The sequence below is a fragment of the Massilia sp. GER05 genome, assembly GCF_052056005.1.
Taxonomy (GTDB): Bacteria; Pseudomonadota; Gammaproteobacteria; order Burkholderiales; family Burkholderiaceae_D; genus Telluria; species Telluria orientalis.
Genome location: NZ_CP178858.1, coordinates 5,110,051 through 5,125,457 on the forward strand (window position 1 = coordinate 5,110,051; position 15,407 = coordinate 5,125,457).

14 protein-coding genes and 1 tRNA gene are annotated in these 15,407 nt (G+C 67.1%); 2 read left to right on the plus strand and 13 right to left on the minus strand.

Going from position 1 to position 15,407, the window contains the following annotated elements; translation table 11 throughout:
• Nucleotide 1: 1 nt before the first annotated feature.
• From ACL58G_RS22620 to ACL58G_RS22665, 10 genes are all read right to left on the minus strand, one after another.
• Entirely contained in the window at nt 2–469 is a 468-nt protein-coding gene (locus ACL58G_RS22620) for a MaoC family dehydratase (RefSeq protein WP_413344260.1), read from the minus strand.
• A complete protein-coding gene (locus tag ACL58G_RS22625; protein WP_440963247.1) occupies nt 462–932 on the minus strand; it encodes a MaoC family dehydratase in 471 nt (156 codons plus the stop codon). The genes ACL58G_RS22620 and ACL58G_RS22625 overlap by 8 nt, the downstream gene beginning before the upstream one ends.
• Nucleotides 929–2,089, minus strand: a complete 1,161-nt coding sequence (locus ACL58G_RS22630) for an acyl-CoA dehydrogenase family protein (protein WP_440963248.1) — start codon at nt 2,087–2,089, stop codon at nt 929–931. Before ACL58G_RS22630 ends, ACL58G_RS22625 begins: the two co-directional genes overlap by 4 nt.
• An 8-nt stretch (nt 2,090–2,097) precedes the next feature.
• The gene (locus ACL58G_RS22635; RefSeq protein ID WP_440963249.1) at nt 2,098–3,288 is read right to left on the minus strand and encodes an acyl-CoA dehydrogenase family protein; all 1,191 of its coding nucleotides are present in this window, start codon (nt 3,286–3,288) and stop codon (nt 2,098–2,100) included.
• Between the two features lie 141 nt (nt 3,289–3,429).
• Nucleotides 3,430–4,308: a PEP-CTERM sorting domain-containing protein gene (locus tag ACL58G_RS22640; protein ID WP_440963250.1), complete on the minus strand. Its 879-nt coding sequence runs from the start codon at nt 4,306–4,308 to the stop codon at nt 3,430–3,432.
• A gap of 189 nt (nt 4,309–4,497) precedes the next feature.
• On the minus strand, nt 4,498–6,762 hold the full coding sequence (locus ACL58G_RS22645; RefSeq protein ID WP_413388337.1) for a carboxy terminal-processing peptidase: 2,265 nt from the start codon (nt 6,760–6,762) through the stop codon (nt 4,498–4,500).
• A 165-nt stretch (nt 6,763–6,927) separates the two neighbouring features.
• Nucleotides 6,928–7,488, minus strand: coding sequence for a hypothetical protein (locus ACL58G_RS22650; RefSeq protein ID WP_440963251.1), 561 nt, complete (start codon nt 7,486–7,488; stop codon nt 6,928–6,930).
• Nucleotides 7,489–7,500: 12 nt separating this feature from the next.
• Complete coding sequence (locus ACL58G_RS22655; protein WP_413388335.1) at nt 7,501–8,052, minus strand: thymidine kinase; 552 nt, start codon at nt 8,050–8,052, stop codon at nt 7,501–7,503.
• Between the two features lie 98 nt (nt 8,053–8,150).
• Complete coding sequence (locus tag ACL58G_RS22660; RefSeq protein WP_440963252.1) at nt 8,151–10,367, minus strand: penicillin acylase family protein; 2,217 nt, start codon at nt 10,365–10,367, stop codon at nt 8,151–8,153.
• A 13-nt stretch (nt 10,368–10,380) separates the two neighbouring features.
• Nucleotides 10,381–11,175 (minus strand): hypothetical protein, encoded by a 795-nt coding sequence (locus tag ACL58G_RS22665; protein WP_440963253.1) that lies wholly within the window; start codon nt 11,173–11,175, stop codon nt 10,381–10,383.
• A 163-nt stretch (nt 11,176–11,338) separates the two neighbouring features.
• Between ACL58G_RS22665 and ACL58G_RS22670 the strand changes: the two genes are divergently transcribed.
• The gene (locus ACL58G_RS22670) at nt 11,339–11,605 is read left to right on the plus strand and encodes a hypothetical protein (RefSeq protein ID WP_440963254.1); all 267 of its coding nucleotides are present in this window, start codon (nt 11,339–11,341) and stop codon (nt 11,603–11,605) included.
• A gap of 157 nt (nt 11,606–11,762) precedes the next feature.
• On the opposite strand, the gene ACL58G_RS22675 is transcribed toward ACL58G_RS22670, so the two are convergent.
• From ACL58G_RS22675 to ACL58G_RS22685, 3 genes are all read right to left on the minus strand, one after another.
• Nucleotides 11,763–11,849, minus strand: a tRNA-Leu gene (locus ACL58G_RS22675).
• A 73-nt stretch (nt 11,850–11,922) separates the two neighbouring features.
• Nucleotides 11,923–12,906 (minus strand): glycosyltransferase family 2 protein, encoded by a 984-nt coding sequence (locus ACL58G_RS22680; protein ID WP_440963255.1) that lies wholly within the window; start codon nt 12,904–12,906, stop codon nt 11,923–11,925.
• 70 nt (nt 12,907–12,976) lie between these two features.
• Nucleotides 12,977–14,164, minus strand: a complete 1,188-nt coding sequence (locus tag ACL58G_RS22685; RefSeq protein ID WP_440963256.1) for a diguanylate cyclase — start codon at nt 14,162–14,164, stop codon at nt 12,977–12,979.
• A gap of 185 nt (nt 14,165–14,349) precedes the next feature.
• Between ACL58G_RS22685 and ACL58G_RS22690 the strand changes: the two genes are divergently transcribed.
• Nucleotides 14,350–15,378 (plus strand): acyltransferase, encoded by a 1,029-nt coding sequence (locus ACL58G_RS22690; protein ID WP_440963257.1) that lies wholly within the window; start codon nt 14,350–14,352, stop codon nt 15,376–15,378.
• The last annotated feature ends 29 nt before the right edge of the window (nt 15,379–15,407 follow it).

The window sequence follows — 15,407 nt, forward strand, 5'->3', positions numbered from 1 at the left end:
GTCACGCGTAGCGCCGCACGAGGAATTCGGCCACGCACACGGGCTTCGTGCCGCCCTCGCGTTCGACCGTGACGTCGAGCGTCAGCTGGCTCGATCCATGTTCATCGTCCAACGCCGCCAGCACGATCGCCGCGCGCACGCGGCTGCCGGCCGGCACCGGCGCGGGAAACCGCACCTTGTTCAAGCCGTAGTTCACGACCAGCTTCGCGTCGGCCATGACGAGCACGTCGGACAGCATCGACGGCAGCAGCGACAGGGTGAGAAAGCCGTGCGCCACGGTCCCGCCGAACGGCGATTCGCGTGCCGCGCGTGCGGGATCGATGTGGATCCACTGGTGGTCGTCGGTGGCGTCGGCGAACGTGGCGATGCGGTCCTGGCCGATCTCGAACCAGCGCGACCGGCCCAGCTCCGTGCCGACGAGGCCGCGCAGCGCGTCCAGTCCCGTCACTTCGTGCAGGGCGCTAGCCATGGCGAGCCTCCGCGCCGGGCCGGCGCCCGAACATGCCCATGCCTTCGACCGTGCACACGGTCTCGCCATGCTGGTTGAGCGCGACCCATGTGGACCAGACGACGCCGCGGTCGGGCTTCGACGCGGACGCCTTCACCCGCGTGGTCCGGTAATGCACGTTCAGCGTGTCCCCCGCGCGCACCGGCGCGAGCCAGCGCACGCCGTCCAGGCCGGGCGAGCCCATGCTGGCCGAGCGGTTCATCAGCCCGTCGACGACCATGCGCATCATCATGCTGCACGTGTGCCAGCCGCTGGCGATCACGCCGCCGAAGATCGACTCCGCCGCCGCCCCGCGATCGAGGTGGAACGGCTGCGGATCGAACTCCCGCGCGAACGCGACGATCTCGTCTTCCGTGACGGTGCGCGTGCCCAGGTCGATGTCCTGGCCGGGTTCGAAATCCTCGAAGTACCAGTACGCCTTCATGCCGCCTCCTCGTCATCGTAAAAGCCCGGCTGCGCGATGAAGCGGGCCAGGTGATGGTCGCAATCGCCCAGCGTCAGCTCGATCGTCGACAGGCGCCTGAAATAATGCGACGCCGGCAACTCGTCCGTCACGCCCATCCCGCCGTGCAGCTGGATCGCCTGCTGGCCCACGAAGCGGGCGGCCTGGCCCACGCGGTACTTGGCGGCCGCGACCGCGCGGCGGCGCTCGGCGACATTGCCCGTGCGCGCATCATCGGCAAGGCGCACGGCGGCCAGCAGCGCCATCGAACGGGCCTGCTCCAGATGCACGTACATGTCGGCCATGCGGTGCTGCAGGGCCTGGAACTTACCGATCGGCACGCCGAACTGCTGTCGCGTCTTGAGGTAGTCGAGCGTCGCGCCGAACAGCGCATCCATCGCACCCAACGCTTCCGCGCACAGCAGGCCGGCGCCATGGTCGGCCGCCGCTTCCAGGATGGTCCAGCCTGCGCCCACGGTGCCGATCACGGCATCCGCGCCGACCGTCACGTCGCGCAGCAGCACGTCGGCCGCACGCTGGCCGTCCAGCATGCGCACGTCGCGCATGACCACGCCCACCGCGTCCGCCGGCACCGCGAACAGCGTGATGCCATCCTCGTCGCGCTGCGCGCCGGCCGTCCTGGCCGACACGATCAGCACGCCCGCCTGCGCGCCGTGCAACACGACCTTCTTTTCGCCGTTCAGGCGCCAGCCGGCGCCATCCGGGGCGGCGCGCGTTGCGATATCGCGCAGGTCGTGGCGCGACTGGCGCTCGCCCAGCGCACAAGCCAGCTTCAGGTCGCCCGCGGCCACGCGTTCGAGCAGCGCTTCATGCGCACGCCCGCGACGCAGGAACTCGGCGCCGAACATCGTCGCGAAATACGGTTCGACCACGAGGCCGCGGCCGAGTTCCTGCATCACGACGAACATGTCGACGGCATCGCCATCGAAGCCGCCCTGCGCTTCCGGCAGCGGCAGTGCCGTCAGGCCGAGCTCGGCGAGCGTGGCCCAAGCGGCATCCGATACGCCGGCCGCCGACCCGACGATGGCGCGGCGCGCCTCGAACGTGTAGTCGCGCGCGATCCAGCGCTTGAGCGCGTCCGCCAGTTGCAGCTGCTCTTCCTTGAAGTTGAAGTCCATGTCTTTCCTCACAGGCCCAGGATCATCTGGGAGATGATGTTGCGTTGGATCTCGTTCGAGCCGCCGTAGATCGACGTCTTGCGGAAATTGAAGTAATGCGGCAGCAGCGGCGCGGCGAAGTCGTCGTCGATGGCGCTGTGCGCCTGCTCGCCTTCCAGGTAGGCCGGGTCGAACGGCAGCGCCATCGGACCGGCCGCCTCGACCATCAGTTCCGACAGCCGCTGCTGGATCTCGGTGCCGCGCACCTTCAGCACGGACGCTTCCGGCCCCGGCGCCTTGTCGGCTTGCGCCAGCACGCGCAGCACCGTCATCTCGAGGGCCATCAGCTCGATCTCGAGGTCCGCGACTTTCGCCGCGAACAGCGGATCGCGCAGCAGCGGCGCGCCGTCCTTCCGCTCGCGCCGGGCGAGCGCCTTGAGCCGGGCCAGCTCGCGCTTGGACCGGCCCACGGCCGCGATCCCCGTGCGCTCGTGGCCCAGCAGATATTTCGCATACGTCCAGCCGCGGTTTTCCTGGCCGACGAGGTTCGCCACGGGCACGCGCACGTTGTCGAAGAAGACCTCGTTCACCTCGTGGTCCTCGTCGAGCATGACGATGGGGCGCACGGTGACGCCGGGCGCATGCATGTCGACCAGCAGGAACGAGATGCCCTCCTGCTTGCGCACGGCCGGGTCGGTACGCACGAGGCAGAAGATCATGTCGGCGTGCTGGGCCAGCGTCGTCCACGTCTTCTGGCCGTTGACGATGTAGTGATCCCCGTCGCGCACCGCCGTCGTCTTCAGCGACGCGAGGTCGGACCCGGCGCCCGGCTCGGAATAGCCCTGGCACCACCAGTCCTCGCACGCCAGGATGCGCGGCAGGTAATACGCTTTCTGTTCCTCGCTGCCGAACGCCATGATGACGGGCGCGACCATGTTCACCCCGAACGGCAGCACGGGCGGCGTACCGGCGCGGGCGCATTCTTCCTCGAAGATGTGGCGCTGCACGGGCGTCCATCCCGGGCCGCCGTACTCGCGCGGCCAGCCGGGCGCGGCCCAGCCCCGGCGCGCGAGGATGCGGTGCCAGCGCACGTAGTCGTCCTTGTGCAGGCGCAGGTGGTTGGCCACCTTGTGGCGCAGGTCGGCCGGCAGCTCGGCCTCGAGGAAGGCACGCACCTGGTCGCGGAAGGCCAGGTCGTCGCCGGTATAGGTCAGGTCCATGTTGTCTCCTTTGTTATGCCGGCCAAAAAAGCACGACCGTTCCAAAGATTGTACCCGAAATCATCCGGCAAGAAGCGCGCGGCCCAAATGCAAACGCCCCCGCGCGGGCGGGGGCGTTCGTGATGCTGCGTAGCCTGTCGATCAGCGCTTGCGGCGACGGACGATGCCCATCGCGCCCAGCATGCCCGCCATCATCAGGGCGATCGACGACGGTTCCGGCACGGCCGCCGCGGGCGCGGCCGGCAGGCCCACGCCGACATCGTCACTGATGCCGCCGATGCCGCCGCCGTTGCCGGCGTTGCCGCCGGCATGGCTGTTCTGCGCCGGGATCGGCAGTTGGACGATGGCGCCGCCCTCCTGGCCGCCGGCCGCCGGCGTGATCACCGTCGCGCCGTTCCCGTTGTTGTAATTGCCGGACGGGGCGCCGTCGACGCCGTTGCCCGCATTCGTCGAGCCGCCGCCCTTGGTGGAACCACCGCCGGCCACCGCCGTGCCGCCCCCGGACGCGCCGCCGCCATTGGATGCGCTGCCGCCGCCGGACGCATTGCCGCCGCCCGGCGCGCCGCCCCCGATCGCGCCGTTGCCGAAGCCGCCGCCGAAGCCGCCACCGTTGCCCACCGTCACGCTGCCCGATTGGCCGACCGTGACGACCTTGCCGTCGCTCGTGGACACCACCGCCATGCCGTTACCCAGCATCGCCGCCAGCCTCGCATTGCTCGTGCTCAGCAGATACGTGCCTTCGATGCCCTGCGAATACGTCAATTTGACCGGCGCACCGCTCTGGCCGACGTTGGCGCTGGCCTTCTGGTACAGGGTTTCGGCCAGGTTGCCGCTGCCGTAGGCGGCGCCGCCGACCAGGCTTGTGCCGTTCGCCAGCACGCCCGAACTGACCACGTCCGCGCCGTTCCCGCCGGTCCATCCGGACAGGAAGCCCGATTGGTTCCCCGAGACCACTTCTGCCTGGGCTCCGCATGCGCTCCCGACCAGCAGAGCCGCCGCGATGAGGTAACGAGTTGTCATATTGCACTCCTTGCTCAGTTCATAAAGTTATTTTTAAATTAACTGCTGAGTGACTGTAGCACACCTGTAAAAAATCCAATTTTCAATTGAACGGCATAAAAAAAGGCGAGACTCCCAGGGGAGCCTCGCCTTCGGCCATCCGGTAAGGATGAGCGCTTAACCGGCGGCTATTTCACATTTAACAACTAATCAGTTCCCAGGTTGTTTCAACATCGACATGTATGGCATCGCACGCGACGCCATGCGGGTGTCGGCCTTCAACATGCCGGCCTCGTCGGCCAGGATGTGGGCAGCCTCCTGCAGATACACGTCCTTGGCGTTCTTGGCGGCCTTCTCGGCGGCCAGTTCCGCCGTCAGGCTGCGCTCGTCGCCCTGCAGCCCGTCGTCCGCGCTCGCCGCGCCTTTCAGCACGACATTCGTCTTCTTCGGGCTGGTCGGCGTCGGCACCTTGCCGCGCTGCTCCTTGCTGCCCGGACCGGACACCGGCTCGTCCGGATTGTCCTTGCCGGCCAGGCGCGATTCGCGCAGGCGGGCCTTCGCTTCCTGGTTCTCGCGCTCCTTGCGGCGCACGGTCTCGTTCAGCGAGATGACGTTGTCCTTGCGGACCTTCAGCGCTTCCGCGATGTCCTGCTCGATGTCCAGGAAGTCGCGGTCCTTCGCGACGCGGGAATCATGCTTCTTCTGCAGCGGGTTGAACAGCTCCTTCAGGTCGCCGGACGGCATGTACGTCGCCGGCTTGATCTGGACCCACGGCAGCGCGTTGTCGTAGGACGCTTCGCCGAAGTTGTCGTCATCCGACGTGACCGGGAACTTGATGTCCGGAGTGACGCCGCGCAGCTGCGTGGTGCCGCCGTTGATGCGGAAGAACTGGGCGATCGTCATCTTGAGCTCGCCGTACTTCATCTTGTCGTTCTGCGAGAAACGGTCGAGGTTGATCAGCGTCTGCACGGTGCCCTTGCCGAAGCTCGGCTCGCCGATGATGATGCCGCGGCCGTAATCCTGGATCGCGGCGGCGAAGATTTCCGACGCCGATGCCGAACCACGGTTGATCAGCACGCCCATCGGGCCGTCCCAGGCCAGGCCGGCATCCGTGTCGCTTTCGACCTCGACGCGGCCTTCGGCGCTGCGCTGCTGCACGACCGGGCCCTTGTCGATGAACAGGCCCGTCAGCTCGACGGCCTCGATCAGCGAACCGCCGCCGTTGTTGCGCAGGTCGATCAGCACGTTGTCGACCTTCTCTTTCTTCAGTTCGCCCAGGATGCGCTTGACGTCGCGCGTGGCGCTCTTGAAGTCCTTGTCGCCCTTGCGGCGCGCCTCGAAGTCCTGGTAGAAGGTCGGCAGCTGGATCACGCCGATGCGGCGCTTCACGCCGTTATCCGTGACCTCGATGATCTTCTTCTTGGCCGACTGCTCTTCCATGCTGATCTTCTGGCGCACGAGGGAGATGGTCGTGTGCTTGCCGTCCTGGCCGGCGTCGGCCGGCAGCACGTCCAGGCGGACCGTCGAGTTGCGTTCGCCGCGCACGAGCTGCACGACGTCGTCGATGCGCCAGCCCATCACGTCCGTGAACGGGCCATTGCCCTGCGCGACGCCGACGATGCGGTCGCCCACCTTCAGCTTGCCGGATTTGTCGGCGGGGCCGCCCGGGACGATCTCGCGGATCACGGTGTAGTCCTCGCGCGACTGCAGCACGGCGCCGATGCCGTCCAGCGACAGGCGCATGGCGATGTCGAAGTTCTCGGCCGAGCGCGGGCCCAGGTAGTTCGTGTGCGGCTCGATGGCCATCGCGTACGCGTTCATGAACATCTGGAACACGTCTTCGTTGTTCAGCTTCTTGAGGCGGTTCTGGTAGCCCTCGTAGCGCTTGTCCAGCGTCTCGCGGATCGCCTTCTCGTCCTTGCCGGCGAGCTTCAGGCGCAGCCAGTCGTTCTTGACGCGCTTGCGCCACAGGTCCTTCGCCTCGTCCTCGTTCTTGGCCCACGGCGCCTTCTCGCGGTCGATCTGCAGCGATTCGTCCGTGCTGAAATCGAACTTGCCCTTCAACAGCTCGCGCGCATACGTCATGCGGTCGAAGAAGCGCTGCTGGTAGACGTTGTAGATCTGGAAAGGGACCGTCAGGTCTTCATTGTTGATCGCGTCGTCCAGCTTGGTACGCACGGGCGCGAAGCTGTCGATGTCGGCCTGGGTGAAGTAGAGTTTCTCGCTGTCGAGCGCCTTGAAGTAAGCGTCGAAGATCTTCGCGGACATCGCGTCGTCCAGCGGCGTCGCCTTGTAGTGGTAGCGCGCGAGCACGCGCGATGCCCACAGGGCGGCCTGGGTCTGGGCGGGGGCTGGCTTGATCTGGACGATGGGGGCCGTGTCGGTCTTGACCGCGGCAACCTTCTCGGGCTGCGCCGTGACCACGTGGGCCGACATGGCAAACGCCAGCGCGACCGTCAACAACTGCTTCTTCATTCTTGGTTCTCCGGACGGGAATATTCATGCGACTGTCTGGCGGGCGGGCCGGCAGTCGCGCCGACGCAGCGGCGGATGCAACCCATTCTACAGGATAGCGCGGCGGCGCAGAGCCGGCTTGTACGCGTCTTCAGCCGAGCTTAAGTCTTCACGGCGCCCGCCGGCCTACGTTTTTACAAATCGAAACAAACTGGTTTGAAACCAACAGTAAGCCAGGCCGCCCGCCGCGATGATCAACAGATAAGGCCAGCTGCGCGCGCTCAGTTTCCAGTCGACGGGCGATGGCCAGAACGACAGGAACTGCGGTGCCAGCAGCAGGGTCAGCGCCAGGTCGGCCGGACCGAAGTGCCACGGGGCGCGGGTGCGCCACCAGGCCACGGTGACGGGTACGAGCAGCACGAGGAAAGGCGCCAGCGCCGCGGGCGCGGCGTTGTACCAGCGCAGGTTGGCGAACGAGACGGACCCGAGCTCCCACACGCGCCCGTTGCGGCGCGGGATGATGGTAAAACCGACAGGCTCGGCGCCCAGCAGCAGCCCGACCGAGAAATGCGCCAGCTCGTGGCAGAACGTGCCGACCGCGCTGAACAGGAAGAAGGCGGGGTGCGCCCGCGTCACCATCCAGATCAGGAACGCGAGCGCGAGCGACGGCACGAGATAGAGCAGCATCTCGCCCAGGCCGCAGGCCCAGGCGGGCAGATGGGGGGTGCAGCCCGCAAGCCAGGACATGGCCGCGGCGCGTCAGCCCAGGTAGAAACAGCGGGCGCAGGCCTGGCGGTAGCTCTCGTTGCCGCCGATGCTGACCTGCTCGCCTTCGCGGATGCGGCGTCCTTCCGGATCGACCCGGATGTTCATCGTCGCCTTCTTGCCGCACGTGCAGATGTTCTTGATTTCCTCGATATCGTCGGCCAGCGCCAGCAGGTGCGCGGAGCCGGGGAACGGCTCGCCGCGGAAATCGCTGCGCAGGCCGTAGCAGATGACGGGCACGCCGCGCACCTGCGCCAGCTGGTGCAGCTGCACGACCTGCTCCTTCGTCAGGAACTGGGCTTCGTCGACGAGCACGCAGGACACGGCCGGGGCCTTGTCCAGGAAATTCGTGGTCTTGTCGAACACGTCGGTCTGGCGCTGCGGCCCCAGGCGCGAGGTGATCTGGCCGACGCCGTAGCGGTCGTCGATGGCGGCCGTGTACAGCTGGACCTTCTGGCCCTGCTCCTCATAGTTGTGCGCCACCTGCAGCAACGACGTCGACTTGCCCGCGTTCATTGCCGAATACCTGAAATAGAGTTTTGCCACTGCCCTGTCCCGCCCTGGAAAGCCGTTGTACGATCCGAGGATTATAACAATCCCGCCGGCAATCCGGCATCGCCCGGCGCCAGCGCAGCGGGCCGCCGTCACTCGCCCGGATGGTATTTGCGCTCGAGCTGTTTTTCGATGTCTTCCCGGTAGTACAGCACGTCCTTGAATTCGCCGCGGCTGTACATCGCGGCCTGGTCGGCGAAATGGGGAGACGCCGGATCCCCGCTCTCGCCGCCGGCCAGGATGCTCTTCGCGCGCAGGCGCGGGCCGAACTCGACCGCGGCAACGAAACTGTTGCCCCGGTCGCCGTAGATGCGCTTCGTCGTCTGCTGCGCCGTCATGCCGAACGACGCGAGCGAGCCCCAGTTGGCGGACGTGAAGCCGACGGGCAGGCTCGGCCTGTTGTCGTCGTACTGCTGGTCGACGGCGCCGGACAGGCGCTGGAAGCGGTTGATCTCGCCCCACGGCGTCTTCCAGCTGCCGAAGTCGGCCCGCAGCCTGTCGCTCGCGCGCCCCAATGCATCCAGGCGTTCCTGCGGCGTCAGCCGCGTCTGCACGAAATCGATGACGGGGACATGCTGCGCCTTCGCGCGGCTCGATGCCTGCGCGACCATGGCCTGGCCCCAGTACACGGCGAGCGACGTCGGCACGGACGCCGTCGAGGAGCGCAGATCCCAGCCGCGCAGCAGCGCCACCTGGTCGGCCAGGCGTGCCTTCAGCGGATCCCCGTCCGGCAGCGCATCCCAATCCTTGACGACGGCCGGGACGAGCGGTTCGAACGCCGCCAGATAGCTGTCGTAGGCCTTCGCGATGAGCCCGTCGAGCGTGAGGTCGCGCGCATCGTGCAGCACGCGCTCGGCGTGCACGCCGCGCGGATTCTGCGGCAGCGACCACATGTAGGCCGGATATTTCGAGCAATCCGGGCTGCTCGCGCCGAAGCCCGTGCACGGCCAGTTGTTCGTGTTGGAGATATAGCCGCTCGCCGGATTGAACACCGTGATCGTCTCGCCGACGTCGTGCAGGCCCTTCCACTCCGTGGCCGGGTCGCCGCCGTCGACGGGCTTCGTCCAGTCGAAGCGCGGATCGCGGCGCGGGATGAAATTGCCGTGGAAGTAGGCGATATTGCCGTCGGCATCCGCGTAGACGGTGTTGTTCGACGAATTCGTGCGCAGGTCCATCACCTTGCGGAACGCAGTGTAGTCGCGCGCCTTCGTGCGGCCGTACGACTGCATCAGCGCGTGCATCGGGTCGTCCATCATGCGCACCGCGACCCACTTGCCGTCCTGCGCGCGGATGACGGGACCGTGGTGCGTGAAGTACGCCGTGACGGTGCGCGTCGCCATGCCGTTCGCGGTTTTATAGGGCAGCTCGATGGTCTTCGCGCGCACGGGCCGTTCGCCGGCGCCGTACTTGTAGACGAAACCGCCGTCGCGCCGCTCCACCGTTTCCAGGTACTCGTCGATGACATCGCCGCCGCCCGACGTGTGCATCCAGCCCACGCGGTCGTTGAAGCCCTGGTAGATGAAGAACTGGCCCCATGTGACGGCACCGTACGCGTTCAGTCCCTCCCCGCTCGCCATGTGGATCTCGGGCCGGAAATAGAAGGACGTGTGCGGATTGATCAGCAGCAGCGCGTGGCCGCCGGCCGTCAGGCGCGGCGCGATGGCGAAGCCGTTGGAGCCGCGCGGCTCCGGATCGAAGCCCTTGTCGGCGAGCGCCACGGCGGGCGCCGGTGCCGCCCCGTAGAACGCCTGCAATGCCTTCAGGTCGATGGTCTCGATGTCGCCGCCGATGCTGCCCTCGCTGAACGCGAGCGCCATCCACGGCTCGAAACGCGTGATCAGCGTGGGCTTGACCTGCGGATGCGTCGCGAGATACCAGTTCAGGCCATCCGCGTACGCATCCATCAGCTTCCTGAGCCATGCCGGGCTCTCCGCATACTTCGCCTTCAGCTCGGCCGGGTCGATGTACAGCTTCATGCGCAGGTCGCGCCAGATCGCCTTCTCGCCCTCGACCTCGGCCAGCCGCCCCAGCGCGTTGATGTAATTGAGCTCGACGCGGTTGAAATCGTCCTCGGCCTGCGCGTACAGCATGCCGAACACGGCGTCCGCATCGGTCTTGCCGAAGACGTGCGGGATGCCCCATTTGTCGCGCAGGATCGTCACACGCCGTGCCTGGGCCCGCATGCGCGCGCGCTCGGAGGATGCGGCGGCGGCATGCGACTGCGTGGCGGCATGCGCGGCCACGGGCTGGACGAGCGCGAACAGCGCGGCGCAGGCGATGGCGACCGGGGTCGCGCGGGACGGCGTCATGGGAACGCCTCGATCAGGCGCCGCCGAGCGCGGCGAGCTTCTGGCGCAGCACTTCGTTTTCCGTCATCAAGGTGGCGACGCGGTCCTTCAATTCGCCGACCTGGGCCCGCAAGGCCTTCACCTGGTCTTCCGGCGAATCCGGCAGGGTCTCCTTCTTCGGCTTGGCGCCCGCCTTCTGTTCGCGCACCTGGCGCGCGGCCTGCTGCAGCTCCTTGCGCCCGCCGGCGACGGCGGCGACCTGCGCTTCCGGTGGCAGCGACGCGACGCTGGCGGCGGCGCTGACGGAAATCGTCCCGCTGCGCACGGCGTCGACCAGTTCCGGCGCCGCCGTCTTGCGGATGCGCTCGATCTGGCTCAGCGTGTTGGCCGACACGCGCGCGGCCTTGGCCACGTCCTCGCGCGTGCTCCAGGGCGGGTCGACCGGATCGTCGGCAGGTTCCGGCGCCGGCTGGTCCGGCGGCGCCTCGGCGGCACGCTGGGCGGCGCGCGCGGCGACGATTTCCTTCTTGCGCAGCGCGAGCATGCCGCGCTGGAAGTCGGACACGCTGCGGCGCGCGAGGTTATTGTCGATCACCCACAGCATGACGTCTTCCAGGGAGTCGAACTTGTCGTTGTTGACCGTCCGGAACGGAATGCCGTGCTTCGTGCAGATGTCGTAGCGGTTATGCCCGTCGATCAGCACGTCGCGCCACAGCACGAGCGCGTCGCGGCAGCCGTCGGCCAGCAGGCTGCGTTCGAGTGCGGCGTATTCGACGGGAGTGAGGGGATCGATGAAAGAGCGGAGTTCCTCGTTGATCGTGATATTCAAAATGTATCCTTGCATGTTTCCTGCCGCGGCGATGGCGGCCGCGGGCGTATCGCCCCGCATGCTACACCATGCGCCGCCGGCCGGCACGCGTCATGCATGTTGAATGGCAGCAGCGGCCGGATCGGCGCACAATGATACGGACTCGGCCTTCAGGGAGCGAACGATGAATCGACGCCATGACCGCATCTCCGCCATGTTCATCGAGGCCGTGCTGGACGCCAGCCGGCACCATGGCACCGCCCGCGCCGCCCGCCTCCTGCACGAGGACGGCGTGTCGTTCGACGTCGCGTTGCGCGTGCTGACGCGGCCAGGGGGGCGACGGCTGGCGCCGCGTCCGCCGCATGTGCTGGTAGCGGCGGCGGCGGCCATCGTGCGTCCGTTCGGGGCGGCGCATCCTCACCGTCGAGACAGTTTACAAACCAACGGTTGAGGTTTGCACCATGCTCGATAACTATCTGTTGATATTGACCGCGCTCTGGTCAGGCAGATTCAAGGCAAGACGATCATTGCGGAATGACTCGCATTTTGCGGAACGATCGCAGTCGGAAAAAGGAGTGATGGCTAGCTGCCAAATGCGCAGAGGCACCTGGTGCCCGGAGCCGGGATCGAACCGGCACGCCATCGCTGGCACGGGATTTTAAGTCCCGGGTGTCTACCAGTTTCACCATCCGGGCAGCGCGCCGAATTCTAGCACAGCCAGACCCGATCAGGGTCGAAATTACAATATTGACGGCGCTGGCGCGGGTGTCATTCCGGCTTGAAGTCAGGTCGCGCGCTCCGGGTCATCCCGGTGACGGCCCGGCGCAACCGCATGAGCCGCGCGTGCGACACCCCGAGCCGGGACGCCAATGCCAGCACCGCCGCGCGCGGCCGGCCAGAGTGGCGGAACGCCAGCCACAGGCAGGACGCGGCGCGCCGGTCGTCGAGGACGAACAATCCGTACGCCGCCCACCACATCTTGTCGGCCCACAGCGTGCGCTGTTGCCGCGTCAGGCGGCCCGAGCGCAACCATTTTTGGCGGATCAGGAAATTCGAGTGGTGATACCAGGCGCTCGGCTGGGCAAACACGGTACGCACCACGGACGTGGCCACGATACGGTAGTGCGCCACGACCTCGGGCTGGAAAACGAAGGCATAACGGTCCGCCAGCCGCAACCACATGTCGTAGTCTTCGTAGTTCAGGCGTTCGTCGTAACCGCCAACGGCCTCCAGTGCGTCGCGCCGGATCAGCGTCGCCATGGCGGGGATGAAATTGCCGTTGGCCAGCATGCTGAAGATCCGTCCCTGCGGCGGTTCGGTGACGCCATGCGCCTCGATGAACGGTTTGGGGAGCAATTCGCCCGCCTCATCCATCTGCCCGGCATCGGCATAGATGACGGCCGTGTCGGCGTCGAGCGATTGCGCCAGCGCCACCTGCGATTCCAGCTTGTGCGGCAGCCAGGTGTCGTCGGTGGCGGTCATGCTGACGTACGTACCTTGCGCCAGCGCCAGCGCTTCGTTCAGCGAGGCGCAGATACCGCGGTTGACCTCGTGGCGGATGAAACGGGCCGCCGGATAATGCTGGGCCAGCCAATTCGCGATGACCTGCGGCGAATGATCGCGCGAGCAATCGTCGATCACGATCAATTCGAAATCCTGGAACGTCTGGGCGCGAATGTTCTCCAGGCAGTCCAGCACGAAACGCTCGTGGTTATAGCAGAGGGCGATGACGGTGACGGTAGGGGTGTGCATGGATTGCCAATGCTCTAAATATAAGAACGATTTCCAGATAGTAGCTCAGCTGTAGGAAAATTCCTACTCGCTAACTGCCCGGCGTTGCGTACTTACATCGCTCGCCGTCCACGAGCCGTGCATCCGCCACCCGGTTCCGCCCGCCCCGCTTGGCCGCATACAGCGCCGCATCCGCCCGCTGCAACAGGCTCGCCAGCGACTCCCCATCATCGAGACTGCCCACCCCCACGCTGACCGTGTAGCGCACGGCCACGCCCCCTGGTCCGGCCACGGCGGCCTGTTCGAGCGTGCGCCGCAATTCGTCGGCGAGCGACATGGCCGCGTCCGCATCGGAATCCGGCAGCAGGACGCCGAATTCCTCCCCGCCCAGCCGGGCGCAGGTGTCGCCGCGCAGCACGGCGCCCGTCCGCGCGACGAGGTCGGCCAGCACAAGGTCGCCGACGGCATGGCCGTGGGTATCGTTGATGGACTTGAAATGGTCGACGTCGAAGATCAGCACCGACAGTGTCCTGCCCGCGCGCACGGCATCCGCGTGGGCGCGCCCGGCGCGGCCAAAGAAGGCGCGGCGCGACCAGGCGCCGGTCAGGTGGTCGTGTTCCGCCGCATACCGGGCCTGGCCGATCAGGCCGGCGTTCGCCATCATCACGGCGCCCAGGGTCAGGCCCGGCAGCGCCAGCGTGCCGAGGGCAAAGCAGACCAGGTTGACCGGCGAAGCGTCGAACAGCGCGACCTGGGCGTCATGGTGGGTCGCGTACATCAGCGCGCGCACCGCGTGGGCCGCCGCCAGGGTCAGCGCGGCGCCGAACGCGAACCGGATCGGATAACCGGCCCGGCCGGGCTGCGCCCAGGGCCGCAGCCCCCAGGCCATGGCGACGCACACGATGCCGTGAAACAGGGACGACAGCGCGACGCGCACCGCCATCGCATCCACGACATAGTGGAATGTGCCCAGCGCCGCGGTCGACGCGGCCACCAGCACGGCCAGCGCACCGTACGGCGCCGGACGCCCGAGGTGGCGCTGGAAGCCGGCATGCATCAGCGCCGGCGCGCACAGGAACAGCAGGTTCGCGATGTCGATCGACAGCACATCCGCGATCCGCCCGCGGCCGGCGAACAGCAGCAGCGCCGCGATGGCCAGGACGTTCGCGACCGTCCACTCGCGCATGCCGGGCACCCCGCTACTTGCCAGCGAGCGCAGGACCATCAGCATGATCGCCGACAGTGCGATGGTGACGAATAATAGGAGTAAGGCGCTCAAATCGAAACGGGCTGGATGGGCTGGACGTGCAACACTGTTGAGACTGGCACGAGTCCCGGGACAAGCGCGCGAACTTGCGCGATAGCAATAATCCATGAGTTTAGCAAATTCGAGTCGAATGATCTTGCCGAGAAGGAACTATTCATGCGGTTTTCGGCAAAATCGTTGAACAAATGCCCACCACGATGATGCAGAAACAACAGGAGGGCCGGTCCGCCGCGGCGCGCATCCAGGCCGTCGACGTCTTCCGGGTCCTGGCGATCGCCGCCGTCATCGCGCTGCACACCGCGCCGCGCGCAGGCCTCGACGCGGTCGGACTGCGCTTCGACGCGCGCACGGTGTGCGACCAGCTGGAACGCTTCGCCGTGCCGCTGTTCTTCATGTTGTCCGGCTATTTCTGGGCCGGCCGCTGCCAGGACCGTGCCGCATGCCGGACGGCCGGCGTGGCGCTCGCCCGGCGCGTCCTCGTGCTGTTCGTCGCCTGGTCCGCGATCTATTTCCTCATCACGGTCGCGGCGGTGGGCTGGGAAGCCGCCACGCGCCCCCTCCCCGGCCTGCCCACCCTGCTGCTGCAAGGCACCAAGGCCCACCTGTGGTTCCTGCCGGCACTTGCACTGGCGGCCCTCGTGACCGGCGCCCTGCTCGCGCGCGGCATGGAGCGCACGCTCGTCGTCCTGGCGCTGGCGCTGTACGCGCTCGGCCTCGCAGGCAAGGCGTATGCCGACACGCCCATCGGTTTCCACACGCCCATCAACATGCGCAACGGGCTGTGCTTCAGCCTGATCATGTTCGTCACCGGCGTCCGTCTGCAGCGCCTGGGTCCGCGGCCCGCATGGCGCCGGCTCGGTCCCGCGCTGGCGCTGGGCGGACTGGCCCTCCAGCTGGCGGAGGTCGCCTGGCTGCACGCACGTTGGGGGACGAACATGGCACAGGATTTCGTGCTCGGCACCTATTTCTATGGTCTGGGCATGACGATGCTGGCCCTGTCCGATCCGGCGCCGCTGCGCTGTCCCCGCCTCGCCGGACTCGGGCCGCTGGTGCTGGGCATCTATGCGTCGCACTTCCTGTTCGTCGACCTGCTTGCCGGCCCGGATGCGCCGCTGCGCGCCGTCCCCGGCCGGGATATCATCGTCGTCGCCCTCGTCTTCGCGCTGTCGCTGGCGCTGACGGGATTGTTGTGGCGGTTCGCGCCCACCGGCCGCCTCGTCGCATGAATCCGGCGCCACCATGTACGGACCGACCG

Bases quoted from the DNA above. Each gene is read 5' to 3' on its own strand.
- ACL58G_RS22630 (WP_440963248.1), bottom strand. From the start codon at position 2,089: ATGGACTTCAACTTCAAGGAAGAGCAGCTGCAACTGGCGGACGCGCTC.
- ACL58G_RS22680 (WP_440963255.1), bottom strand. From the start codon at position 12,906: ATGCACACCCCTACCGTCACCGTCATCGCCCTCTGCTATAACCACGAG.
- ACL58G_RS22620 (WP_413344260.1), bottom strand. From the start codon at position 469: ATGGCTAGCGCCCTGCACGAAGTGACGGGACTGGACGCGCTGCGCGGC.
- ACL58G_RS22660 (WP_440963252.1), bottom strand. From the start codon at position 10,367: ATGACGCCGTCCCGCGCGACCCCGGTCGCCATCGCCTGCGCCGCGCTG.
- ACL58G_RS22640 (WP_440963250.1), bottom strand. From the start codon at position 4,308: ATGACAACTCGTTACCTCATCGCGGCGGCTCTGCTGGTCGGGAGCGCA.
- ACL58G_RS22635 (WP_440963249.1), bottom strand. From the start codon at position 3,288: ATGGACCTGACCTATACCGGCGACGACCTGGCCTTCCGCGACCAGGTG.
- ACL58G_RS22670 (WP_440963254.1), top strand. From the start codon at position 11,339: ATGAATCGACGCCATGACCGCATCTCCGCCATGTTCATCGAGGCCGTG.
- ACL58G_RS22625 (WP_440963247.1), bottom strand. From the start codon at position 932: ATGAAGGCGTACTGGTACTTCGAGGATTTCGAACCCGGCCAGGACATC.
- ACL58G_RS22650 (WP_440963251.1), bottom strand. From the start codon at position 7,488: ATGTCCTGGCTTGCGGGCTGCACCCCCCATCTGCCCGCCTGGGCCTGC.
- ACL58G_RS22645 (WP_413388337.1), bottom strand. From the start codon at position 6,762: ATGAAGAAGCAGTTGTTGACGGTCGCGCTGGCGTTTGCCATGTCGGCC.
- ACL58G_RS22690 (WP_440963257.1), top strand. From the start codon at position 14,350: ATGATGCAGAAACAACAGGAGGGCCGGTCCGCCGCGGCGCGCATCCAG.